Below are 23,321 nucleotides of genomic sequence, written 5' to 3' on the forward strand. Positions count from 1 at the left end.
CTTTCCTTGAGGTCCTGTCCGGAGGTCAACGCGGGCGGAGCCACACGCCCGCGAGGGGCGGCAGCGTGAGCGGGGCACTGTGCTCGAGGCCTTGCCAGGGCACGGCCTCGGCCCGTACCGGCGCCGCGGTGCCGGCCCCGCTGCCGCCGTAGGCGGTGGCGTCCGTGTCGAGGACCGGCACCCATGTGCCGCTCTCGGGGAGGCCGACGCGGTACTGGTGGCGTACTCCCGGCTGGAAGTTGAAGACGCAGACCAGCGGCCTGCCTTTGGTGTCGTGGCGGACGAAGGAGAAGACGTTGTCCTGGGCGGCGTCCGCGTCGATCCAGCGAAAGCCCTCGGGGCTGGTGTCCTGGCTCCACAGGGCCGGCTCCTGGAGGTAGTGCCGGTTGAGGTCGCGCACCAGGTCACGGACGGCCGCGTGCGGTGCGTGGCGGGCGTCGGGCCAGTTGAGGCCCGCGTCGTGCGACCACTCGCTGTCCTGGGCGAACTCCTGTCCCATGAAGAGGAGCTGCTTGCCGGGAAACGCCCACATGTAGGCCAGACAGGCGCGCAGGTTGGCGAACTGCTGCCAGCGGTCGCCGGGCATCTTGTCGAGCAGCGAGCCCTTGCCGTGGACGACTTCGTCGTGGCTGATCGGCAGCATGTAGTTCTCGGCGTACGCGTACACCATCGGGAACGTCATGGAGTGGTGGTGGTACTGGCGGTGCACGGGGTCTTCGGCCAGGTAGGACAGCGAGTCGTGCATCCAGCCCATGTTCCACTTCAGGCTGAAGCCGAGGCCGCCGTGGTCGGTGCGGCGGGTCACGCCGTCCCAGGCGGTGGACTCCTCCGCGATGGTGACCACGCCGGGTGAGCGGCGGTGGACGGTGGCGTTCATCTCCTGCAGGAACTCCACCGCGTCGAGGTTCTCGCGGCCGCCGAACTCGTTGGGCAGCCACTCGCCGTCGCGCCGTGAGTAGTCGAGGTAGAGCATGGAGGCCACGGCGTCCACGCGCAGGCCGTCGATGTGGAACTCCTCGCACCAGTACGTGGCGTTGGCCACCAGGAAGTTGCGCACCTCAGTGCGGCCGTAGTCGAAGACGAGGGTGCCCCAGTCGGGGTGTTCGCCGCGGCGCGGGTCGGGGTGCTCGTAGAGCGGGGTGCCGTCGAAGCGGGCCAGGGCCCAGTCGTCGCGCGGGAAGTGCGCGGGCACCCAGTCGACGATGACGCCGATCCCGGCGCGGTGCAGGGCGTCCACCAGGAACCGGAAGTCGTCGGGGCTGCCGAGCGCCGCCATGGGCGCGAAGTAGGAGGTGACCTGGTAGCCCCAGGAGCCGCCGAAGGGGTGCTCGGCGACCGGGAGGAACTCGACGTGTGTGAAGCCCAACGCCTTGACGTAGGCGGGCAGTTCACGGGCGATCTGGCGATAGTCGAGGCCCTTGCGCCAGGACCCGAGATGGATCTCGTACACGCTCATCGGCGCCTGCTCGACGGGCTGCTCGCCGCGGGCGGCCAGCCAGGCCGCGTCGCGCCACTCGTGCCGCTCGGTGAAGACGATCGAGGCGGTGCCGGGGGCCGGTTCGGCGCGGCGGGCCAGTGGGTCGGCCTTCTGGATCCATCGTCCGTCGCGGGTGAGGATCTCGTACTTGTAGCGGGTGCCGTCCCCGACGCCGGGCACGAACAGCTCCCAGACGCCGCTCGCGCCCAGCGAGCGCATGGCGTGCGCGGCGCCGTCCCAGTGGTTGAAGTCGCCGACCACCCGCACCGCACGGGCGTCGGGCGCCCACACGGCGAAGGCGGTTCCGGCCAACGGACCCCGACCGGCCTCCTGTTCCGTGGTGTTGGCGCCGAGCACCTTCCACAGCTGCTCGTGCCGGCCCTCACGGATCAGGTGCAGGTCGAGCTCGCCGAGGGTGGGCGGGAAGCGGTACGGGTCGTCGTAGACGTGCACCTCGTCGCCGTAGCGGACCGCCACCCGGTAGTCCGGCACCTCGGTGCACGGCAGCTGCCCGGCGAAGACGCCGCCGGCCTCGTGCGCCAGTTCGGCGAAGGCCGCGCCGTCCGGGGTGAGCAGTTGCACGGCGTCCGCGAGTGGGCGCAGCACCCGCACGGTGACTCCGGCGGGGCCGGGGTGCGGGCCGAGCAGCGCGTGCGGGTCGCTGACCTCGCCGGTCGTCAGGCGCAGGAGGTCGGTGCGGGCGAGCGGGCGGGCCGTGAGGGCGAGCGGGGCCGGCCGGCCCGGGCCGGGGGTCACCGCGGGTTCCTGTCCGTGAAGATGTGGGCCACTTGTTGCCGTGGGTCGAGGCGTACGTAGTTGTCGCGCCCCCACTGGTAGGTCTCGCCGCCGAGCAGGTCATGGGCGTCGAAGCTGTCGGCGCGGTCCAGGCCGAGGGCCGGCAGGTCGAGGAAGACGGTGGCCTCGCGCACGCTGTGCGGGTCGAGGCTGAGCACGACGAGCACCCAGTCGGCCGGCCCGTCGGGGCGCACCGCCCTCTTGGAGAAGGCGATCACCGCGTCGTTGTCGGTGCGGTGGAAGCGCAGGTTGCGCAGCTGGTGCAGGGCGGGGTGGGCGCGGCGGACCTCGTTGAGGGTGCGGATCAGCGGGGCCAGGGAGGTGCCCGCGGCCTCCTCGGCCGCCCAGTCGCGGGGCCTGAGCTGGTACTTCTCCGAGTCGAGGTACTCCTCGCTGCCTGGGCCTGCCGGGATGTTCTCGGCCAGTTCGTAGCCCGCGTACACGCCCCAGGTCGGGGCGGCCGTCGCGGCGAGGACGGCGCGGATCGCGAAGGCGGACCGGCCGCCGTACTGGAGGTAGGCGTTGAGGATGTCGGGGGTGTTCACGAAGAGGTTGGGCCGCAGATAGGCCGCGCTCTCCTCACCGCCGAGGCCCGCCAGTTCGCTCAGGTACGACGCGACCTCGTCCTTGGAGTTGCGCCAGGTGAAGTACGTGTACGACTGGTGGAAGCCGGTCCGGGCGAGTGCCTGCATCATCGCGGGCCGGGTGAACGCCTCGGCCAGGAACAGCACATCGGGGTCGGTGGCGTGCACGGCCTCGATGAGGCGCTCCCAGAACGCGACGGGCTTGGTGTGCGGGTTGTCCACGCGGAAGATGCGTACCCCGTGGTCCATCCAGTGGTGGAGGATGCGCAGGCACTCGGTGTGCAGGCCGTCCGGGTCGGTGTCGAAGTCGATGGGGTAGATGTCCTGGTACTTCTTCGGCGGGTTCTCGGCGTACGCGATGGTGCCGTCCACGCGGTGTCTGAACCACTCGGGGTGGTCCTTGACCCAGGGGTGGTCGGGCGAGCACTGCAGGGCGAAGTCGAGGGCGATCTCCAGGCCCAGCTCCGTGGCCCGGGCGACGAACCGGTCGAAGTCGTCCAGGGTGCCCAGGTCCGGATGGATCGCGTCGTGGCCGCCGTCGGCGGAGCCGATCGCCCAGGGGGAGCCCGGGTCGTGCGGGCCGGGGGTGAGGGTGTTGCCGGCGCCCTTGCGGTGGGTCGTTCCGATCGGGTGGACCGGCGGCAGGTACACCACGTCGAAGCCCATGGCGGCGACGCCTTCGAGGCGTTCGGCGGCCGTGCGGAACGTGCCCGAGCGGGGGGCTCCGGGCACCCCGTCGGCGTCCGGGCCGGCGGGCCGGGCCCCTTCGGAGCGCGGGAAGAACTCGTACCAGGCGCCGTACAGGGCCCGCTTGCGGTCGACGCGCAGCGGCAGTGCCGGGGACTCGGTGACCAGGTCGCGCAGGGGACGCGCGGCGAGCTGTGCCTGGACCTCGGGGGCGAGGGCCGCCGCGAGGCGCTCGTCGGGGTCGACGGAGTCGTCCAGGATCAGGTCGAGGGCGCCCTTGAGTTCGGCCTGCGCGGTGGCGTCGGCGCCGCGGTCGAGGAAGCGCTCGATGAGGAACGCGCCCTCGGCGAAGACGAGTTCGACGTCGATCCGGGCCGGGATCTTCACCTCGGCGGTGTGCCGCCAGGTGGCGACGGGGTCGGTCCAGGCCTCCACCCGGTAGGTCCACTCGCCCTCGCGGTCGGCGGTCACCTGCGCGGCGTACCGGTCGGTGCCGGGGGCGAGCAGCCGCATCGGGGTCCAGTCGCTCTCCTTGCCGTCCGGGTCGACGAGCACGACGTTGACGCCCACCGCGTCGTGTCCCTCGCGGAACACGGTCGCCGACACCTCGAAGGACTCCCCCGGCACGGATCTGGCCGGACGGCGGCCCGCGTCGACCTGGGGACGTATGTCCACGATCGGTATCCGGCCTACGGTCACGGTGAACCTGCCCTGCATGCTCGTGCCTCCTCGGACCGGGGTGCGCTCACTCGTCGGCGCCGGCGGTGTCATCGACGTATCCCTGTGGTTCCGTTGCTCACTTCGGAAATGATCTTTCGATAGCCCGCGACCAGCGGATGGTGCGGATAGGCCGTGCTGAAGAGGCGCTCACCCGCGAGCGAGACCATCTCCGGGGCGTACGGCAGGACGGCGGTGAGCCGGGTGTCGTACGCCGACTCCACCTCGTCGCGCAGCCGGGTGTGCACCTCGCCGTCGGGCACCATGTTCACCGCCACGGAGATCCGGGCGCCGCCCAGCCGCTGCGCGAGCGCCATGGTCTCGCGGGCGCCCGCGAGATCGAGGCGGTCCGCACGGGTGACGATGACCAGGGAGTCGGAGCACGCCATCGCGGTCACCGTCTCGTTGTTGAACCCGGCGTGGGTGTCGAGGAGCAGAACGTCGAGGGCGAGCGAGTCGATGAGCCGGTCGAAGCCCTCGCGGAGCAGCCCGACGTCGTAGCCGCGGCCCATGATCTCGTTGCTGCCCGCGGCCCGGCTGCGGGCCGGGACGAGGAAGAAGCCGTCGTGCCCCGCGTCGGCCTCGGCCGGGTACACGGCGTCCTCGATCTCGCAGCGCCCGATCAGGTAGTCGGCGAGCGACCGGCCCGCCGGCGGCACCGCCGCACCGAACATCACATCGAGCGCCGGGGTCTGGATGTCCGTGTCGACCAGGGCCACCCGGTGACCGGTGGAGGCCAGGATCAGCGCGAGGTTCGCCGCTGTGCTGGACTTGCCGGTGCCCCCTCGGTAGGAGTGCACAGCGATGATCTGGGACATGGGTTCCACCCTGGTTCGGTGAGTCGGCTGGGGGGTCGGCGAGGGTCAGGCGGCGGCCTCCGGCTCGGGCGGGCGCCAGTGCACCGCCATCATCGTGATGTCGTCGGACTGCTCGGCCGCGCCGACGAACTCGCTGAGCGCGCCGTCCATGTGGTCGAGGAGTTCCTCGCCGCGCACCGCGGCCCGGGTGAGTTCCCTGAGCAGCCGGTCGTCGCCGAAGAACTCGCCGGTGGCCGAGCGGGCCTCGGTGACGCCGTCGGTGTAGAGGAAGAGCGTGTCGCCGGGGCTGATCTGCGCGTAGCCGAGCGAGAAGGTGACGTCGGGCATGACGCCGACGGCCGGCCCGGTCGGTTCGAGCAGCACCGGGTCGGCGCCGTCGGCGCTGACCAGGACGGGCGGGTTGTGGCCGCCGTTGATGTAGACGAGGTTGCCGGTGAGCGGGTCGAGGACGCCGAAGAACATGGTGGCGAAGTAGCCCTGCCTGATGTGGTTCCTGGTCAGGTAGTTGTTGGTGCCGACCACGGCGTTGAGCAGCGGGGTGGCACCGACCACGGGGATGGCGCGGCTCTGCTCGTGCCAGTCGGACTCGCCGCCGAGCAGGTCGGCCGCGATCAGGCTCTGCAGTCCGCTGTGTTCCGCGGTGTGCCGCAGCAGGGATCGGATGAGCGCCATGAACAGCGCGGCTCCGACCCCCTTGTCGCAGACGTCCGCGACGACCAGCGCGAGGCGTCGCTTGTTGACCAGCTCGAAGACGTCGTAGAAGTCGCCCGCGACGGTTCTGGCCGGCCGGAACCGGACGTGGATCTCCCAGTCGTCCGGGTCGGGCAGCGACTCCGGCAGAAAGCCCAGCTGGATCTCCCGGCCGATCTCCAGTTCCCGCTCGTAACTGAGGAGTTCCGCGTGCGAGGCCACGTCCTCCATGGTCCGGCTGAACGCGGCCTTGGCGTGGCAGTCGCGCAGCCGGGCCCGCACCAGGTCGGGGTAGAAGGGCGGCACGAGGTAGTCGGCTCCGGCGTGGATGTGGCTGCCGAGCAGATGCAGTTCGTGCTCGGCGAAGGCCACCACGGTCGGCCGGGACCCCTCGTCGTCCAGGCGCCGGGCCACCGCCCGGACGGTGTGCGGGCTCAGGCTCGCGTGGGCGAGCAGCACCTCGGCGTCCGGGAGCAGGCCGGGGCCTGCGCCCAGGACGTCGCCCGGGGTGCGCGTCCACACCTGGGCGCCCACGTCGGCGAGTGCCCGTTTCAGTTCGGCGGGCAGCCGCCGCTGCTCGTCGAGGACCACGACCTTCGTACGGTCGGGCCCCGGCTTCTGCGCCGTGGCGGTCTGCAGCGTCTGTGCCATCGGATGCCTCTTCTTCTATCCCGCTGCGGGAGCAGACGGGGCGCCGCAGCCCTGCCGGCGCATCACGAGCGTGCTGACATTGCGGCCGGCCACCAGCTCGTACTCGAAGGAGTCCACCGCGGTGAACGCGAGGTACACGCCGAGCCCGCCGATCTGCCGCTCGGCGAGCGGCACGTCGAGGGCGGGCGGCTGCATTCCCTGCCGTGGGTCGAAGGCCGGGGCGTCGTCCTCGAAGCGCACCCACACCTGGTCGTCGCCGATGCCGCCGTCCACCGCGATCTCGCCCGGGGCCCCCCGGTAGCCGTGCATGACGATGTTGGTCGCCAGCTCGTCCGCGGCGAGCCGCAGCCGGTAGAGCTGGCTCTGGGCGAGCCCGGCCCGGTCGCCGAGAGCCAGCACGAACGCGGCGACCGCGTCGAGGGAGCCGAGGTCGGCCGGGATGCGCAACGCGGGCGCCCCCGGCTCGCGCGGCGTGCGGACACAGGTGCCCGTCGGATCGGGCCGGGTCTGGGCACCGGAGGACGCCGTGGCGCGGGCCCCGTGGTCGAACGCCATGTCGCCGCGCCCCCTTCAGCCGTCGATCAGGTCGATGCTGTGGTCGAAGCCGGCCAGTTTGATCGTCCTGGCGACCGGCTCGGCGGCGCCGACCACGGCGATCCGCACCTCGTCGCCCATCTTCTGGCGGGCGAACACCAGCGAGCGCAGGCCCGCGCTGGACAGGTAGGACAGCTGCTCCGCCCTGATCACCAGTTCGATGGCGCCCGCCTTCGCGGCGTCGTCGACCGTGTCGTGGAACCGGCCCGCGGTGGAGGCGTCCAGCTCGCCCTTGATCTCGATGGTGGCGACCTTGTCGTTGATCCTGAGCCGTACGTCGAAAGACATGGCACTCCCCTTCGGTGATGCGTCGACGAGCCGTGGTTGAGCGCTGGTTGCCCGCTCCGTGGTGGGCCGGCCGACGAGCACGACCAGGCTGTGCGCCCCGAGCCGGTAGCGCCCCGGGTGCTCGAGGCGCGGCTCGGCCCCGAGCGGATGCGGTGCGCCGCCCGCCGCGGTGTCGGCGAACAGATGCCAGACCTGACCGGCGGGCAGCTCGGGCAGCTCCAGGTCGTGGCCCTCCCAGTGGGCGTTGACCGCGAGGTAGACGTGGTCGTCGGGTGTGGTGCCGCCCTTGGCGTGCCGGCCGCAGCGCAGCATGCCGAGCACTCTGCTGTGCCCGGACCAGTCCGGCTGCCAGGCCCGCACCCCGTGCCAGCTGATCTCGGGCAGTCCGCTGCCGACCCGGTCGGTGCCGTGCGGATGCTCGGCGGTGCGCAGCACGGGGTGGGCGTGCCGGAACGCGATCAGCGCCCGGGTGAAGGCGAGGAGTTCGGTGTTGGCGGTCGGCCCCTCGGCGAGTCCCCAGTCGAACCAGGACAGTTCGTTGTCCTGGCAGTAGGTGTTGTTGTTGCCGAGCTGGGTGCGGCCCACCTCGTCGCCGGCGAGGATCATCGGGACGCCCTGGCTGGTGAGGAGCAGGGCGAGCAGGTTCTTCATCTGGCGCAGCCGCAGGTCGCGTACGTGCGCGGAGGCGCTGGGGCCTTCCTCGCCGCAGTTCCAGCTGTGGTTGTCGTTCGCGCCGTCGTTGTTGTTCTCGCCGTTCGCCTCGTTGTGCTTGTCGTTGTACGAGACGAGGTCGTTCAGCGTGAAGCCGTCGTGCGCGGTGACGAAGTTGACGGAGGCCGTCGACGTACGCCCCTGGTAGAGATCGGGTGAGCCGGCCAGGCGTGTCGCGAGCTCGCCGACCAGGCCCGGTTCACCCTTGATGAACTTCCGTACGGTGTCGCGGTACTTGCCGTTCCACTCCGACCAGCGGCCGTAGTTGGGGAAGTTGCCCACCTGATAGAGCCCGGCCGCGTCCCAGGCCTCGGCGATGAGTTTGGTGTGCCGCAGGATCGGGTCGTGCGCCAGCTGTTCCAGGAGCGGCGGATTGGGCAGCGGGCTGCCGTCCGGGGCCCGGTCCAGGATGGACGCGAGGTCGAAGCGGAAGCCGTCGACGTGGTACTCGGCGACCCAGTGGCGCAGGCAGGAGAGCACGAAGTCGCGGACGACCGGGTGGTTGCAGTTGACGGTGTTGCCCGTGCCGCTGAAGTTGTAGTACTCGCCGTTCGGGGTCAGCATGTAGTAGGTGGCGTTGTCGAGGCCCCGGAACGAGATCGTGGGGCCCTGCTCGTTGCCTTCGGCGGTGTGGTTGAAGACCACGTCGAGGATCACCTCGATGCCCGACCGGTGCAGTTCCTTGACGAGCGACTTGAATTCGTCGGCCTGCATGTTGAAGCGTCCGGTCGCCGCGTAGCCCGCCTTGGGGGCGAAGAACGAGACGGTGTTGTAGCCCCAGTAGTTGTGCAGCCGCTCACCGGTCGCCGGGTCGGTGCGCGGGTTGTCCAGTTCGTCGAACTCGAAGACCGGGAGCAGCTCCACGCAGTTGACGCCGAGTTCCTTCAGATAGGGGATCTTCTCCCGCAGTCCGGCGTACGTCCCCGGGGCCTGGACCCGGGAGGAGGGGTGCCGGGTGAAGCCTCGTACGTGCATCTCGTAGATGACGAGGTCCTCGGTGGGGATGCCTAGCTGGGTGTCGTCGCCCCAGTCGAAGTCGTCGTTCACGACCTGTGAGCGATAGGGGTAGACGTTGTTCCAGTCGGGTTCGGCGTCCCATACGTCGCGGCCCGCGATCAGCCGGGCGTACGGGTCGCTGAGCACCTTGCGCCGGTCGAAGCGGTCGCCGGCCACCGGGTCGAAGGGCCCGTCGGCACGGAAGCCGTACTCGAGGTTCTCCAGGTCGAGGCCGAACACCGTCATCGCGTACACGCTGCCGGTGCGGAACTCGGGCGGGAACACCAGCTCCGCGGTCGGCTCCTCGGCGCCCCGTTCGAAGAGCACCAGGCTCATCGAGGTGGCGCGGTCGGAGTAGACCGAGAAGCTGACCCCGCCGGCCACCGGATGGGCGCCGTACGGGAACGGCCGTCCGGCACGTACCCGGTAGCCGCCGATCCGGTGCGTGGGGAACTCGTCGACGCGGGCCGTGGGACTGAGGTCCTGAACGCTGTCGGTGTTCATCGGCCGGCCCGCTCCAGCTCCGTGTCGACGTCGTCGCCGATGCGGAAGAAGTCGAGGAAGCCGGTCGCGTTCATCACGAAGCGCACCTCCTCCGAGAGCCCGACGAGGGTGATCCCGGTCTCCACCTGCTGCGCCCGCCGATGGACGATCAGCAGGGTGCGCAGGCCCGCACTGGAGATGTACGAGATTCTGGTGAGATCGATCAGCACCTCGCGCTCGGGACGTACGAAGGGCAGCAGCTGCGCCTGCAGTCCGCCGGACGTGGTGCTGTTGATCTCGCCCTCCAGCACCACGACGGCTATGTCACCCTCGGCCCGCGAGGTCACCTTGATGGTCATCCGGAGACCTCCGCGCGGGAGCCGGCGGCGAGCCGGACCTTGATCTTCAGGCGGCCCGAGGTCTCCGGGAGACGGACGGTGAGCGCCTCGGCGTCGTAGTCGGAGTACGGCTCGCCCTCGATCTCGACGGACTCGATACGCACCGAGCCGGCCGGCAGCAGATCGGGCGCGACACGCAGCGTGCGGTCCTCGACCAGGGCCGGGTCGGGCTTGAACCAGAAGTCCATCGCCTTCCCGCTGATCAGCAGGTTGTTGTAGACAGCCGCCAGGTAGCAGAGCTCCGCCGAGTGGTACATCGACATGGAGTGGCTGCCCTTGTGGCGCTCGACGCCGAGCAGATACGGCAGGCCGCTGGCCAGGACGTTGAAGTAGACGGCGCCCTCGTCGTGGTCGAGGAAGAACGCGTTGTAGAACGACTGGGCGTCGCGCGCCTCGGTCCGGAAGTCCTCGCGGCGGGTGATGCCGGCCAGGACGAGGTAGGCGAGGATCGCCTGCTCCTGCTGCCACCAGGCCTTGCGGTCGTGCCAGGTGAAGCGGAACCGGTCCTCGCCGTCGGCCTTGGTCCGCTCGACCACGTCGTACCAGCCGCCGCGCTGGCGGTCGCTGCCGGCCTCGGGCATGGTCGCGCCGATCTCGGCGGCCGTCTCGAGGTAGGCGTCCTTGGGGCGCAGCGAATGCATCCGCATGAGATTCCAGGCGATCTTCAGGTTGTGCCCGACGACCGCGCGGTTCTGCTGCCAGCCGTGCGTGGTGTCCGCGGACCAGTCCTTGTGGAAGCGCTCCTGCACGAAGGGGCTGTTCTTGGTGTCCGGGAAGCGGTCGACGATGGTGTCGAAGGTGTACTCCAGCATGTCGGCGTACTTCTTCTCACCGGTCGCCAGATACAGGTTGATCAGGTACGCGGGCGCGTGGTCGCCGACCGAGTTCCAGTTCTTGCGGGCCTTGTTGGGGCCGAGCGAGTCATGGTCGGGGCTGAGCAGGATCGGGTCGATGTGCGAGAAGTAGCCGCCCTCCTCGGGGTCGAGGTAGAAGCGGTCGAACAGCCGGATGGTGGCGTCCGCGTCGGCCTTGATCCGAGGGTCGCCGGTGACCCGGTAGGTCTGGACGGGACCGGCGAGGGCGTAGATCTGCTCGTACGCCGGGAGCGCGTCGTAGTCGTCGCCGAACTCCGAGGTGAAGAGCTTCGTCTCGATGTCGCCGTCGACCTTGAGGCCGTGGTACCAGTACGTGACGTTCTCGTCGGTGTCGACGAACCGCATGTGCTCGCGCAGATACTCGGTGCCGCGCTCGGCGACCTCCAGGTACTCGTCGTTGCCCGTCAGCTGGAAGGCGGAGGCCATGCCGTAGACGAGCCGCGAGATGGTGTCCGTCTCCTGGACGTGGCTGCCGGTCTTGTCGCCGCTGAGCCGGATCTCGGTGCGGTAGTCCTTGAAGTCGACCGGTCCCTCGCCGAACTGGGCCTTGCGGTAGAAGCCGGCGATCTCCTCGATCTGCCTGACCCACCAGCCGGCCTCCTCGAACCGGAAGTCGTCGCTGTTGCGGCCCAGGAAGATGAGCCGCTTGGCCTCGAAGCGCAGCCGGTCGGTGCCGCCCTGCGGATAGAAGATGCCGTACGCGATGACGTACGCGCCCTCGACGACGAGTTCGTCGATGTGGCCCGAGGCGTCCTGGTAGGGCTCGCCGAGGTTGTGCAGCAGTTCCGCGCTGGGCCCGCCGTCCAGGGCCACCTCGAAGGCGCGCCCGTCGGCGGTGTCCACCGTGAAGGTGCGGGCGGCCCGGTCGAAGCCGGTGACGCGCCCCGCGACGGTGTCGGAGAACGTGAAGTTCACGATGCCTGATGTCTCGGTCATGCCGGTCACGCCCCTCGCTGCGCAAGCTCGTCGATGATGGTCCTGGCGAACAGATGGCAGTGGTCTCCGGTGCGCGCCGTCACCAGGTCGCCGTCGACGACGACGTCCTGGTCCACGTAGTTGGCGCCCATGTTGCGCACGTCGCCGAGCAGGTTGTTGTGGCAGACGACCTTGCGGCCGCGTACCACGTACGGAATGGACGCGGCGAGCCACATGCCGTGGCAGATGATTCCCTTGACCACCCCGGAGCGGGCGAAGGCACGGCGCAACAGGTCGGTGGCGGGGGCGAGTTGCTCGATGTCCTCGGTGTAGCGCAGCCGGTCGGCCACCATGCCGGAGGGCACGATCAGCGCGCTGTACTCACGCAGCCGGCGGTCGTCGACGTCCTCGAGGCTGCGGGTGACGGTCAGCGGGGCCCGGTACTCGTGGCCGCTGAAGGTGATCGACTTGTTGCCCCACAGCCGGGTGATGAAGTCGACCCGGGCGCCCTCTTCGGCGAACCGGCGCTGGTAGTAGGCGATCTCGGGCTCGTAGAAGTCGCTCTCCGCGAAGACGGCGATCTTCTGGCCCGAGAGCACGCCCTCGCGGGCGGGTGTCTCAGCCACGGTCTGCCCCCTCGGTGATGCGCAGGTCGATCAGGAACGGCTTGTCGTCGGCGAGCATCCGCTTGACCGCGTCGCCGACCTGGTCGGGTGAGTCGACGCGCAGCGCGTCCACGCCGAAGCCCTGGGCGATCTCGGCGAACCCGAGGTCGGGGTCGGCCAGGTCGAAGGGCGTCGGGTGCCGGTGCAGCGGGATGTCGCGCTCGCGCCAGTACTGCTCGATGTTCAGGTCGAGCAGTTTGTAGCTGCGGTTGTTGCAGATCACGAACTTGGCGCCGACGCCGTGGCGGACGGCCGTGTAGAGCGCCTGGAACGTGTACATCGAGCCGCCGTCGCCGGTGAACCCGATCACCGTCTTGTCCGGGTGGGCGAGCTTGATGCCGATGGCCCCCGGGATGCCGACGCCGAGGGAGCCGCCCCGGGTGGAGAACCAGTGGCCGGGCAGCCGGCCGGGCAGGTGGGCGTTGAGCGGCCCGGCCGAGGTCAGGGCCTCGTCGAAGACCATGACGTCCTCGGGGACCTGGGCGGCCAGTTCCTTGAGGAAGGCGGTCAGCAGCGAGCCGTCGTCGGCCGGCCGCGCGGGCTGTTCGGCGCGGCGGGTGGCGAGCCGCCGGGCCGCGTTCTCCCGGTCGGCCGCGGAGAGCGCCGTCTCCAGGTGCCTGCCGAGCGCGGCGAGTGTGGCCTTGGGGTCGGCGACCAGGCCGAGGCTCACCGGGTGGTTCTTGGCGATCTCGTAGCTGTCGAGATCGATGTGCACGATCCTCGCGTCGCCCCGGAACGGGTCGGTCAGCTGGGGGAACACCTCGGGGAACACATAGGTCCCGACGATCAGGACGGCGTCCGCGTCCTTGACGACGTTCTCGCTGACCTCGCCGAACATGTGGCCCAACTGGCCGCGGTAGAGCGGATGCCGGGCGTCGAGGTTCACCTCGGAGAAGTCCACGCCCCACACATCGGCCCCGAGCTGCTCGGCCACGGCCGCCAGCTCGTCCTGCCCGCCGGACGCCGAGACTCCGTCACCCACGAGGATGAGCGGCTGCTCGGCGCCGGCGAGCAGCTGTGCCGCCTGCTCGACCAGTGAATCGATTGGGGCGGACCGTGTGTCGAGGAAGGTGCTCCTGAGGACGGGCTCCTCGTTGAGCGCGTCGAGCACATCGAGAGGAAGGGCGACGAAGACCGGGCCGCGCGGCGCCGTCATGGCCGTCTTCATGGCCCGGCGCAGCGTCCTGAGCACGGACTTCGGGTCGGTGACCCGGGTCGCGTACTTGGTCACCGGCTTGGCCATGGCCACCAGGTCGGCCGCCATCTGCGCGTCCATCGCCTCGTACCGCACACCGGCCTCACCGGCGATCACGACGAGCGGCGAGTGGCCGCGCTTGGCCTGGTAGAGCATGCCGATGGCGTTGCCGAGACCGACGCCGCTGTGCAGCTGAAGCAGCGCGGGGCGTCCGGTGGCGCGGGCGTACCCGTCCGCGATGCCGGCCGCGACCGTCTCCTGCAGCGTCAGGATGTACTGGAGGTCGTCATAGTCCTCCAGTGCGTCCAGGAATCCCTGCTCGACCGTTCCTGGGTTGCCGAACATGTACGGGATGCCGTCAGCGATGAACTGCTCGATGATCGCCGCATTACCCTGCCTGGCCATGTCGTCCTTCTCTCGGTTTCTCGCGGTCGAATGCAGCTGACTGCGGCTGTTACCAGCCGAAGCGGCGGAGGCCGTCCTCAAGAACCTCGACGACCTTTTCGCCCGTGAGATACGAGTCCGGGGTGGAGCGGCCGGTGATGAACGGGTAGTCCACGATGACCGAGGTCTCCTTACCGAAATTGCCGTGGTAACGGCCCTCGGGACCCGTGGCGTCGCGCAGGATGTACTCGAGCGGGTACGGCGGCGGACCGATGACGAAATCGGTGCCGAGGAATCCGGTGCCGTCCTTGTAGTCGTATTCCTTGCAGTGACCGGTGACGTGCTTGCCGTAGATGATGGAACGGCCGCGGTTCTCCCAGTCACGGGCGAAGGCCAGCGGCGTGACGCCGTAGCACTCGGCCGCGATCGGCTTGTCCGCGGCCAGGAACGCCAGAATGATCTGGTGCACCCGCTCGTTGTTGGCGATGTCCACGACCGGGCCGCTGCCGCCGACGATGAGCAGCGCGTCGTACGCGTCGAGCTCCTGCGCCACGGTGTCCACCGCGTGGTGGTAGGCCTCCAGCTTGCGCAGGTAGCCGTCGTCGGCGGTGTACGGGCGCTCCGGCAGCCAGCCGGCGATGTCGATCGGGTCGTCGAGCCGGTCCGACGCGTCGATCCGCCGGGTCAGCTCGGCGACCTTCTCCGAGGTGACCGACTTGCCGAGCGGCGGGTCGATGTACTCGGGATCCATGGACGGCGGCAGGGCGTGCGCCCGCTTGCCGGTCGGCGTCGCGAAGTCCACCTCGTAGCCGCGCTGGTCGAAGTGGTGCAGGGGGCCGACGAGCTCCTCGCCCCAGTAGCCGTACTCCGACAGGATCACAAGGATCTTCTTGGCGTTCTTCCTTGCCACGCCTGCTCCTTCGGTCATCGTTTCAGGGACCGGGGCCGCGCGCCGCGACGGAAGGGGGCGGCGCGGCAGCCACCGGGGTCTGCGGATCGGCCGGGCGGTCAGCGGGGATCGGGGCCGATGATCCAGTTCTCCTTCGAAGCGAGGGAGAAGACGTACTTCGGGTCGGCGATCCGGTCGCGTGCGGCCGCGACCTGCTCGGTGAAGTACGGGGAACGGAGCGCCGCTTCGAGGGCGGCCACGTCGTCGAACCAGAGCTGTTCGACGCTGTCGAAGTTGGACTCGCCGAAGACGTAGGCGCCGTCCACGGTGTGCGCGTGCAGATAGCGGCGCAGCCCGGGGGTCTCCTTGACCACGTCGGCGTACTCGGCGAGGGACTCCTTGCGGTAGTCCTCGAGGGCGAGGCCCGGCCGGCGCTTCTGCAGCACGGTGAGCTTCACCCAGTCCTGGCCCTTGGCGAGCGCCGGGCCCGGCACGATCTCGTGCGCGGTGGTGTCGACGAGGATGGTCTGCCAGAAGGCGGCCCAGTTGGGCTCGTCGAGGCGGGCGCCCTCGAGGAACTCCGGGGTCTGCAGCGAGGCCAGCTGCTCCTCGCCGTTGGCCAGCCAGATCTCCGCGATGCCCTGGTGGGCGAGGGCCGGGGTGCCGAGGTTGCCCTCGATCTCGACCACGGTGTCGACCAGGTACTTGCGGATCTGCGGAATCTTCGCCGCGTACTTCACCGCGTGAACATTCACCCAGTAGTCCTGGAACTCCTGAGCGGTCATACCCGGCTTGGGCGCCGCCAGAATGAACTGGTGGATCATGGGAATCTCCTTCGTCCTCCGCGGCGCGAATGGGGATTACACGCGCAGAGAAATGCATTCCGGAACGTGCTGGACCAGCATGTGGCGCGGCGTGCACGGTGGGCAAAGAAGACCGTCTGACTTCCTGACCTACGCCCTGGAGCGGCGCATGCCCCGAATTACACCTTGAGTTCGGGGGGATGAAGAAAGTAGTTCGCGGCCGAGGCCGCCTGGGCGCCCTCGTGCACCGCGGCCGTCACCTGATGGGAATGCAGCGCGGTGAGATCGCCGGCCGCGTACACCCCCGGCACGGAGGTCTTCTGCTCCGAGTCGACGGCCACATAGCCGAAGTCGCCGAGCGCCACCCCGAGCTGCCGGGCCAGGCCGGTCTCCGGGGTGGCCCCCTGGAGGGAGAACAGGGCCTGAAGGGTCAGTCGCCGGCCGCCTCGGGTGTGTACGGCCGTCAGCCGGCCGTCCGAGCCCTCGACGTCGGTCAGCCGGTCGTGGACGACCGGGATGCCGGCGGCGGTGAGCCGCCTGCGGTAGGGCTCGGTGATCTCGTCGCTGCGGCTGTTGGTCAGCAGCCGCACCCGGTCGGTGAGGCTGTGCAGCTGCATCGCCTCGGCGGCCGCCAGATCGGTGTGCCCGACCACGAGGATGTCCCGGCCCTGGTTCTCGTAGCCGTCGCAGGTGATGCACCAGAACATCGACCGTCCCACGTACTCCCGCCAGCCGGGAAAGTGCGGGAAGTGGTCGAGCACCCCCGTGGCGAGCAGTACGGTCCGGGCCCGCCAGACGTGGCCCTGTGAGCGCAGCGTGAACCCGGTGTCGGCATCGCCCTCGACCGAGGTGATCAGGTGGTGGACGATGCGCGCGTGCGGGTACCGGCTCAGTTGCTCGGCGGCCAGTTTGCGCAGGTCGACCGTGGCGATGCCCTCGGGGAAGCCCAGGTAGTTGTGGTTGACCTGGTGGTGGGTGGAGCGCCCGTGGCCGGTGTCGAAGACCGCCACGTCGCGCCGGTAGCGGGCCAGATAGATCGCCGCGGACAGCCCGGCCGGTCCCCCGCCGACCACTGCGGCGTCCAGGAGCGGCACCGGCTCCCCGTCCTTCACTGCTGCTCGGGACACTTCGGCACCCCGTCCACCGCCTCCCGCATCGGACGCCATCACCGGGTGGTGAGCCGTCGGACGGCTGCCAGCGGAATCGGCAGCCACCCGGGCCGGTTGTGGGCCTCGTACAGGGCCTCGTACACGGCCTTGTCCGCTTCGAAGGCGCGCAGCAGCACGGGCTCCCCCGTGGGGTCCGTCCCGCCCGCCGCGCGGTATCCGGCGCAGAAGCCCCGCCGGCTGTGCACCGCCCAGGCCGAGGCCCGGCGGGCCAGCCGGGTGCCCCGTACGTCCTGCGGCGACTGCTCCCCCGGCGCGAGCCCGAGCACCCCCGCGAGCGCGTGGTGCGCGGCGTAGTCGAAGGACCGCAGCATCGCGGCGACATCCCGCAGCGCGGGCTGCAGATGACGCCGCTCGGCCTGCGGCCTGCCCGGCTCGCCCTCGAAGTCGATCAGCACCCAGCCGTCCTTGGCCCGCAGCACCTGGCCGAGGTGCAGGTCGCCGTGGATGCGCTGGGTGTGCAGCGGATGGCCCCGGCGTACGACATCACCGAGGTCCCGGTACGCACCCCGCAACGCCCGCTGGTGGGGCCGGAGTTCGGGTACCTGGGCGGCCGCGGCCTCGAGCCTCCCGGTGAGCAGGTCCACCAGCTCGTCGACGTCCTCCCCCGTGAGCTCCTGCCTGGCCAGTCGGCTCTCCAGGGCGGCGTGCACCTGTGCGGTGGCCCGCCCCAGCCCGGCCGCCTCGACCGCGAATCCACCGATGGGGGCCACCGACTCGCACTCCCCGAGGATGCAGGCCCGTGCCTCCTCGACGGCGATGTTCCAGCCGTCGCCCCGGTTGGGCACGAACTCCTGCAGGATGCCGAGGGTGGTCTCGCCGCCCGGCATGTCGGGCGAGGTCTGGATCCAGGCGAGCGGCGCCGCGCTCGGCACGTCACCGGCGCGTTCCAGCGCCGCGAGCATCTCCAGTTCGGGGTTGGGCCCGGGCACCAGAAGGCGCAGCACCTTCAGCATCGCGCGAGACCCGTACGCGATCGAGGAGTTGGACTGCTCGGCGGTGCTGAGCACACCGGGCAGGCCCTGTGGCACCTCCGCGCCGGGTATGCGGTGGAACTGCACCGTCCCGGAGCCGCCGCTCTCGGCGCCGCCTCCCTCGGCGAGCAGATCGAGCAGCCGGCCCGTCAGCTCGGGGTCCACGGTGGCCTCGTAGAGCTGGGCGCCGTTCGCCGTCCTGCCGATCCGTGCGGCCGCCGACTCGTCCGGCAGCGGCGATGCGGGGCCGCGGACACCGATCAGGAGCTGGTACCGCTCCTCGTGTCCGGTCCGCACCACCGCGAGGACCAGCGCCGGGTCACCGGGCGCGACCACCTCGACCAGGAGGGGCTCCACGGTGGGCGCACGGTCGCCCTTGTCCGCGAACCAGCGGCGGGTGCCGAGCCACGCGGGCAGCAGCCGGCGCAGGTCCTCGGCGAGTTCATCGCTGTCGAGCTCTTCGGATATCAGGGTCATGCTGCGGACACCTTCGCGGTACGCGGATCGGACGGGGCGGGCGCGGCCTGCCGGTCCGCCGCGAGCACCGTGAGGGCGTGCGCGAGCGAGACCATGGTCATGTGGTGGTGCCAGCCGCGGAACGAGCGGCCCTCGAAGTCCCGCAGGCCCACCCGGTCGCTGACCTCGGCGAGATCGCGCTGGACCCGGCGGCTGAGCATCGCCGTGCGGTAGACCGTGCCGAGCCGCGGCTGGGACAGATTGGAGAGCCAGTACTCGCTGGGGTGGCGCCGGCCGGGGTCGGCCCACGCGGCGAGGAGCACCAGATCCTGCAGTTCGGTGCGGCCGGACGGGCCGGACAGGCGGACCCGGACGGAGCCCACGGTGGTGGCCCTGACCGTGCCGGTCACGTGGTCCACCCACTCGACGGGCAGGCGGTGCCGGCTGACGGCGGTGAGCAGTCCGGCGGGCTCGGCGGACCGGGCCCCGGGGCGCGCGGGGGCGTGCGGCCCGACCTGACGGAGCTCCAGGGCGGTGTGGGAGGCGGACGGGTCGACGCGGACCACGAAAGGTGTCTTCAGATCGGTGAGGTCCGCGCAGACCGGGTGGGGGTCACTCTCCCGCAGATCCATCACGACGGGCCGCACCGGCAGCCCCCATTCGTTCTTCATCCGGCCGATCGAGCCGGTCGCGCACTGCTCGGGCGGGCAGGACCCCACATGCTCGGGGATGGAGGCGCGCTTGCGCATGCCCGGCTGCTCGGTCCAGCACTCGGGCAGGGCGAGCCGCCAGTCCACCGGGCAGCTCGCCCGGTCGGAGGCCAGCCAGACGCCCATGGTCTGCTGGCAGTTGACGACGCGTCCGATCTGCGGCACGAACTGCCGTTCCACGCCCACCGACTGGTCGCCGACCTTGGTGAGCACCAGTGGCTCGACGACCCAGGCCCGCGTCGGAGCCGCCTCGTAGAACTGCCGCGCGAGCGCGTGGCGCACCTCTGCGGCGTCCCACGGCGACTTGCTGATGAATTGGTAAAGACTTTGCTCGGTTCCGGCGCCCACCTGCTGCGCGAGTGCCCGCATCGTCTTCTTGCCCTTGACCGTGAGGAGCGCCCGGGCGTACTGCTCGCCCCAGCGCCGCTGATCGCTGCGCGGAATGGAGGAAAGTGTCACGGAGAGGAACTCCGAGACAATTTCCGATGATTCCACCGACGGCATGTCGGTGGGCAGTTCCAGTGCGTTCTCCACGGCCATTGCTCAGCCCTCTCCTCCACTGACTTCCGCGCATTCCGGTTGGCTGCCGGAATGACTGTTGAATGTCGAGGATTCGTTTCGGTCGTTCTCTCGCACCGCGTCGGGGCAGGGGGCATCGACCGGGCACCCTGGGGATGACGGGAGTGGTGCCGCTCGGCAGCGGCGTCGCCTTGGATTCCTCGATGGACACCGGGGCCGGCGGGCGGGTGCGGCAGCACCCTCGAGGCCGGCACCGGCCCCGGGTCCGTCCCGTCGGCGCGGGGGAATGAACCGACGGGGGCCTGGCGGGGCGGGGGGGTCGGCACCCCACCCCGTCGTCTCGTACCGGCCGGACGCTCAGGGCCCGGCCGGAGCCCTCGGGGGGAGCCGGACGCTAGGCGCCCCAGCGCTCCAGGACGCGGTCCGGGCGGAGCCTGCCGAACATCTGGTCCCAGTCGGCCGGCGGCCGCCCGGGCTCGTTGTAGAGCTCGAAGGTGCGGCCGACCGCCGCCGGTCCACGCAGCGCCGCCACACTGGCCTCGGCGACCGCGGACCGCGACACCCAGCCGTCGCCCCGGTCGTCCTGCTCGAGGCGGACCCGGTCGCCCGCGATGCGGTCGTCGGTGAGCCAGCTGGGGCGCATGACGGTGTAGGGCAGACCCGATTCACGGACCGCGTCCTCGCCGCGAAGACGCCAGTCCAGGAGCCGCCCGTAGGCGTTCATGGGGTGCTCGCGGCGGGTCACGAATATCTGGCTGATCAGCACGAAGTGCGGACGTCCGCCCTGCTCCATCGCCGCGGCGAGCGCATTGCGCACCCCGTCGTGGACGGTGGTCTCGGGGCTGTCGGGCCCGGAGTCGGCGGTGCCGGGCTCCACGGTGAAGACGATGGCCGAGCAGCCGCGCAGGGCGTCGGTCAGGGTGTCCGCGTACCGTACGTCGGCGCGGTGCAGTTCCACTCCGAGCGGCAGCCGTCCGCGCTGCGGATTCCGGCTCACCACCCGTACTTTGACTCCTTCGTCGAGCAGCCTGCGCGTCACCAGACTGCCGAGCCTTCCGGCCCCACCGATCACTGCTACGGGGCTGTGCATGGTCCTCCCCTTTCGGTCTTCCTACGGGGACTTCGCCGTCACACCCAGCGCAGGATGTCGTCGGCGCTCTTGAGTTCCGTTTGGGCGGGCAGGCCGACCAGGGCCGGCACGCTGAGGCGCGGGTACACGATGACCCCGCAGAGCCTCGATCCCGGCCAGAGCACGGCGCCGTCACCGATGGCCGAGTAGCCCTCGAGCCGGAGCGGCCTGCCGCGCTCGGAGTTGGCCTCGGCCATCGGGCCGACGTACGAGTCCGAGATGTCGGCGTACGCGCCGATCACCGCGGACTCGCCGCAGGCCGAGCGGACCAGCGTGGAGCCCTCGCGGACCTCCGCGCCGTCGCCGACGTCCGCGTGCTCGAGCCGCACCCCGAGGCCTATCTCGACGTCCCGTCCGATGCGGACGCCGGCTCCTATCACCACCGAACCCTCTTCGATCTTCTGGGCGAGGGTCGTGCCGGTGATGTCGTCCTTCATCTCGAGACTCGACTCATGGATCCAGTACCGCGGTTCAGCGCGGTCGGGTTCGTCCATCAGCCGGTTCATCTGCTCGTACGCGCCGTTGAGCACGAGTTGGACGGTGTCCAGGTAGTCCGGGACATTGCCCAGGTCACCGAGTCTGCCGATGGCGTGCGACATCACCGGGAGACCGCGGGAGACCAGCTCGGGCAGCAGGTCGCCGCCCCAGTCGAGGCGTTGGTGGGACCTTCTGAAGAGCTCGGGCTCCCGGGCCAGCACCCGCAGCCGGGCGCAGTCGACCAGGTACATGCCCGCGTTGGTGGGCAAGGTGACCGCCGGGTCCTGTGCGACCTGGGGGAACAGCTCGCGCAGCTGCTCCGCTCCCGGCTTCTCGACGAAGCCCTGTACGCGGCCTCGCGTGTCGGTGCGCATGACTCCGTACTTGCCCGAGATCTCCTGTGCCGTACGTTCCACGGCAGCCACGGTCACCAGGGCGTCGCGCTGCGCGTGTGTCCGCTCCATCGCCGACAGGTCGAAGTCGAAGAGCGAGTCGACCGGCAGGACCAGGGCACGGCCCTGGAGGTCCCACTGTTCGAGGTTGTGCAGGGTGGCGCCGGCCGAGCCGACGTTGTAGCGGTCGAACCGGGAGCGGGAGTAGGTGATGTCCACTCCGTAGCGTTCACCGTGGCCGAGCAGCAGCTTGATCTGGTTCCGGTTCTCCAGTCCGTGGGTGACCACGTAGAAGCGCCGGATGCCCTGCTCGCGGCAGGCCTCGATCACCCACTCGATGAGGCGGCGCCCCACGAAGGGGATCATCGCCTTGCTGCGGATGTAGTCGGCGGACTCGAGGGTGATGGGCTTCGCCCGCTCGCCCCGGCCGCCGGCGAGGATGATGCCTACGGTTTCCTGCTCCTGGTTCGCACTCATCACGCCCCCTGCGAGTTGAGTAATCGACGGTCCGACAAATAAATCCGGACGCGCTACGCCTTGGGACTCGGCCCCGGCTGCGGGGTGCCCCAGTTGTCGTCATTCGGGGTGGCTATTTCCGCCTGCGCAGAACGCTCTCCGACGGTCGCCGTGTGCGCCGTGAATCCGAGCGTCAGCGCCAGAGCCAGCGCACCCATAATCGGCGTGATCTTCCGTGTGAATTCCATGATTTCCTCCCGTTGGCCGAAAGCCCCTCAAGCTTCCCGCTAGCGAGAATCATGCCGGACTCAAGGCAGGGATTGATGTTTAGGTAGCATCGCGATCACGCAATGTAGGAACCAGAAGGGGGAGCAAATGTGTAGAAACCCGGACATTTCCCCGCAATCCAATGTCGTACGGCTCTGCGCGCAAGGCCTGGAGCGCTACGAGGCGGCACTCGCGAACGGCCCCGTTTCGGGCGCCATTCCGGATTGCCTACTGGAGTTGGGGCTCATGCGCCCGCTGGCTGAATCCTCCAGCACGTACGCCGCCGTACCCCCTGACATCGCGGCCGGTGACCTGGTCCACCCCATGGAGCGGGCCGTGCTGATCCAGCAGCACACCATCGCGGCAGTACAGGAGGTGATCTCGGAGGCCGAGGCCATCTACCGCAGGCAGCACCGTGAGTCGGCCTTCCCGATCCGCGTCCTGCACGGCGCCGGGGTGATCCGCTCCGCGTTACGGGAGGCGAGGCTGGAATGCCAGACGGAGGTACTGACCGCCCAGCCGGGCGGCTCCCGGCCACCGGAGACACTCGCCAGGACCATGCCCGACCAGATCGCCAAGTTCCGCCGTGGAGTGAAGCAGCGAACGCTCTACCAGCACGCGATCCGGGCCCACAGCCCCACCTTGGCGTACATCGAGCAGATCACCGCCCAAGGCGCCGAAGTCCGCACCCTCAACGAACTGTTCGACCGGCTGATCATCTACGACCGGTCCGTGGCGTTCATTCCCGACTCGCGCTACGACGAGGACGAAACCGCCCTGGCCATCGAGCACCCCGCGATCGTCCAGTACCTGATCAAGGTCTTCAACCACGCCTGGCAGCGAGCCGATCCCATCACCTTCGGCCAGGACCAGGTCCGCCCCCCGCTCATGACCGACGAGACCCGCCGCAACGTCCTGCGCCTCATGGTCGAGGGCCACACCGACGCCGCGATCGGCTCCCGCCTCGGCGTCAGCGCCAGGACCGTCTCCAGCCACATCAAGAAGGCGTCCGACCTCATCGGCGGCCGCAGCCGGGCCCATCTCGCCTATCTGCTCGCCAAGTCCGACCTGCTCGAGGGAGCCCCGGCCACCGTGGCCGAGTCCGCACCGCCCTCCGTCTGACCGTCCGAAGCACCTTCGCAGTGGGGCCGGGGCCCCGA

Annotated in this window: 19 protein-coding genes; 1 reads left to right on the forward strand and 18 read right to left on the reverse strand. The window is 70.1% G+C overall.

Annotation, left to right across the window (positions count from 1 at the left end; translation table 11 throughout):
* Positions 1–25: 25 nt before the first annotated feature.
* From glgB to ACIBTU_RS36200, 18 genes are all read right to left on the reverse strand, one after another.
* Positions 26–2,233, reverse strand: a complete 2,208-nt coding sequence (gene glgB / locus ACIBTU_RS36115; protein ID WP_399130944.1) for a 1,4-alpha-glucan branching protein GlgB — start codon at positions 2,231–2,233, stop codon at positions 26–28.
* Positions 2,230–4,260 (reverse strand): maltotransferase domain-containing protein, encoded by a 2,031-nt coding sequence (locus ACIBTU_RS36120; protein ID WP_399130945.1) that lies wholly within the window; start codon positions 4,258–4,260, stop codon positions 2,230–2,232. Before ACIBTU_RS36120 ends, glgB begins: the two co-directional genes overlap by 4 nt.
* Positions 4,261–4,310: 50 nt before the next feature.
* Positions 4,311–5,078, reverse strand: a complete 768-nt coding sequence (locus ACIBTU_RS36125) for a MinD/ParA family protein (protein ID WP_399130946.1) — start codon at positions 5,076–5,078, stop codon at positions 4,311–4,313.
* Positions 5,079–5,123: 45 nt separating this feature from the next.
* Complete coding sequence (locus tag ACIBTU_RS36130) at positions 5,124–6,419, reverse strand: PP2C family protein-serine/threonine phosphatase (protein ID WP_399130947.1); 1,296 nt, start codon at positions 6,417–6,419, stop codon at positions 5,124–5,126.
* Between the two features lie 15 nt (positions 6,420–6,434).
* Positions 6,435–6,974, reverse strand: coding sequence for an ATP-binding protein (locus tag ACIBTU_RS36135; RefSeq protein ID WP_399130949.1), 540 nt, complete (start codon positions 6,972–6,974; stop codon positions 6,435–6,437).
* 15 nt (positions 6,975–6,989) lie between these two features.
* Entirely contained in the window at positions 6,990–9,512 is a 2,523-nt protein-coding gene (gene glgX, locus ACIBTU_RS36140) for a glycogen debranching protein GlgX (protein WP_399130950.1), read from the reverse strand.
* A complete protein-coding gene (locus ACIBTU_RS36145; protein ID WP_399130951.1) occupies positions 9,509–9,850 on the reverse strand; it encodes an STAS domain-containing protein in 342 nt (113 codons plus the stop codon). Before ACIBTU_RS36145 ends, glgX begins: the two co-directional genes overlap by 4 nt.
* Positions 9,847–11,700, reverse strand: coding sequence for an AGE family epimerase/isomerase (locus tag ACIBTU_RS36150; protein ID WP_399130952.1), 1,854 nt, complete (start codon positions 11,698–11,700; stop codon positions 9,847–9,849). Before ACIBTU_RS36150 ends, ACIBTU_RS36145 begins: the two co-directional genes overlap by 4 nt.
* Positions 11,701–11,705: 5 nt before the next feature.
* The gene (locus tag ACIBTU_RS36155; RefSeq protein ID WP_399130953.1) at positions 11,706–12,305 is read right to left on the reverse strand and encodes a DJ-1/PfpI family protein; all 600 of its coding nucleotides are present in this window, start codon (positions 12,303–12,305) and stop codon (positions 11,706–11,708) included.
* Positions 12,298–13,944, reverse strand: a complete 1,647-nt coding sequence (locus tag ACIBTU_RS36160) for a thiamine pyrophosphate-binding protein (protein WP_399130954.1) — start codon at positions 13,942–13,944, stop codon at positions 12,298–12,300. Before ACIBTU_RS36160 ends, ACIBTU_RS36155 begins: the two co-directional genes overlap by 8 nt.
* A gap of 49 nt (positions 13,945–13,993) precedes the next feature.
* Positions 13,994–14,833: a type 1 glutamine amidotransferase domain-containing protein gene (locus ACIBTU_RS36165; protein WP_399130955.1), complete on the reverse strand. Its 840-nt coding sequence runs from the start codon at positions 14,831–14,833 to the stop codon at positions 13,994–13,996.
* A 98-nt stretch (positions 14,834–14,931) separates the two neighbouring features.
* Positions 14,932–15,636, reverse strand: a complete 705-nt coding sequence (locus ACIBTU_RS36170) for an EthD domain-containing protein (RefSeq protein ID WP_399130956.1) — start codon at positions 15,634–15,636, stop codon at positions 14,932–14,934.
* Positions 15,637–15,794: 158 nt separating this feature from the next.
* Entirely contained in the window at positions 15,795–16,742 is a 948-nt protein-coding gene (locus ACIBTU_RS36175) for an NAD(P)/FAD-dependent oxidoreductase (RefSeq protein ID WP_399130957.1), read from the reverse strand.
* A 38-nt stretch (positions 16,743–16,780) separates the two neighbouring features.
* Positions 16,781–18,232, reverse strand: a complete 1,452-nt coding sequence (locus tag ACIBTU_RS36180) for a maltokinase (protein WP_399130958.1) — start codon at positions 18,230–18,232, stop codon at positions 16,781–16,783.
* On the reverse strand, positions 18,229–19,461 hold the full coding sequence (locus tag ACIBTU_RS36185) for an IS701 family transposase (protein ID WP_399130959.1): 1,233 nt from the start codon (positions 19,459–19,461) through the stop codon (positions 18,229–18,231). Before ACIBTU_RS36185 ends, ACIBTU_RS36180 begins: the two co-directional genes overlap by 4 nt.
* 373 nt (positions 19,462–19,834) lie before the next feature.
* Positions 19,835–20,530 (reverse strand): SDR family oxidoreductase, encoded by a 696-nt coding sequence (locus tag ACIBTU_RS36190; RefSeq protein ID WP_399130960.1) that lies wholly within the window; start codon positions 20,528–20,530, stop codon positions 19,835–19,837.
* Positions 20,531–20,568: 38 nt separating this feature from the next.
* On the reverse strand, positions 20,569–21,915 hold the full coding sequence (locus tag ACIBTU_RS36195; protein ID WP_399130961.1) for a sugar phosphate nucleotidyltransferase: 1,347 nt from the start codon (positions 21,913–21,915) through the stop codon (positions 20,569–20,571).
* Between the two features lie 53 nt (positions 21,916–21,968).
* The gene (locus ACIBTU_RS36200) at positions 21,969–22,142 is read right to left on the reverse strand and encodes a hypothetical protein (RefSeq protein WP_399130962.1); all 174 of its coding nucleotides are present in this window, start codon (positions 22,140–22,142) and stop codon (positions 21,969–21,971) included.
* Between the two features lie 265 nt (positions 22,143–22,407).
* Between ACIBTU_RS36200 and ACIBTU_RS36205 the strand changes: the two genes are divergently transcribed.
* A complete protein-coding gene (locus tag ACIBTU_RS36205; protein ID WP_399130963.1) occupies positions 22,408–23,283 on the forward strand; it encodes a LuxR C-terminal-related transcriptional regulator in 876 nt (291 codons plus the stop codon).
* Positions 23,284–23,321 lie beyond the last annotated feature (38 nt).

Origin of the sequence: Streptomyces sp. NPDC050145, assembly GCF_044460245.1 — a bacterium.
Classification (GTDB): domain Bacteria; phylum Actinomycetota; class Actinomycetes; order Streptomycetales; family Streptomycetaceae; genus Streptomyces.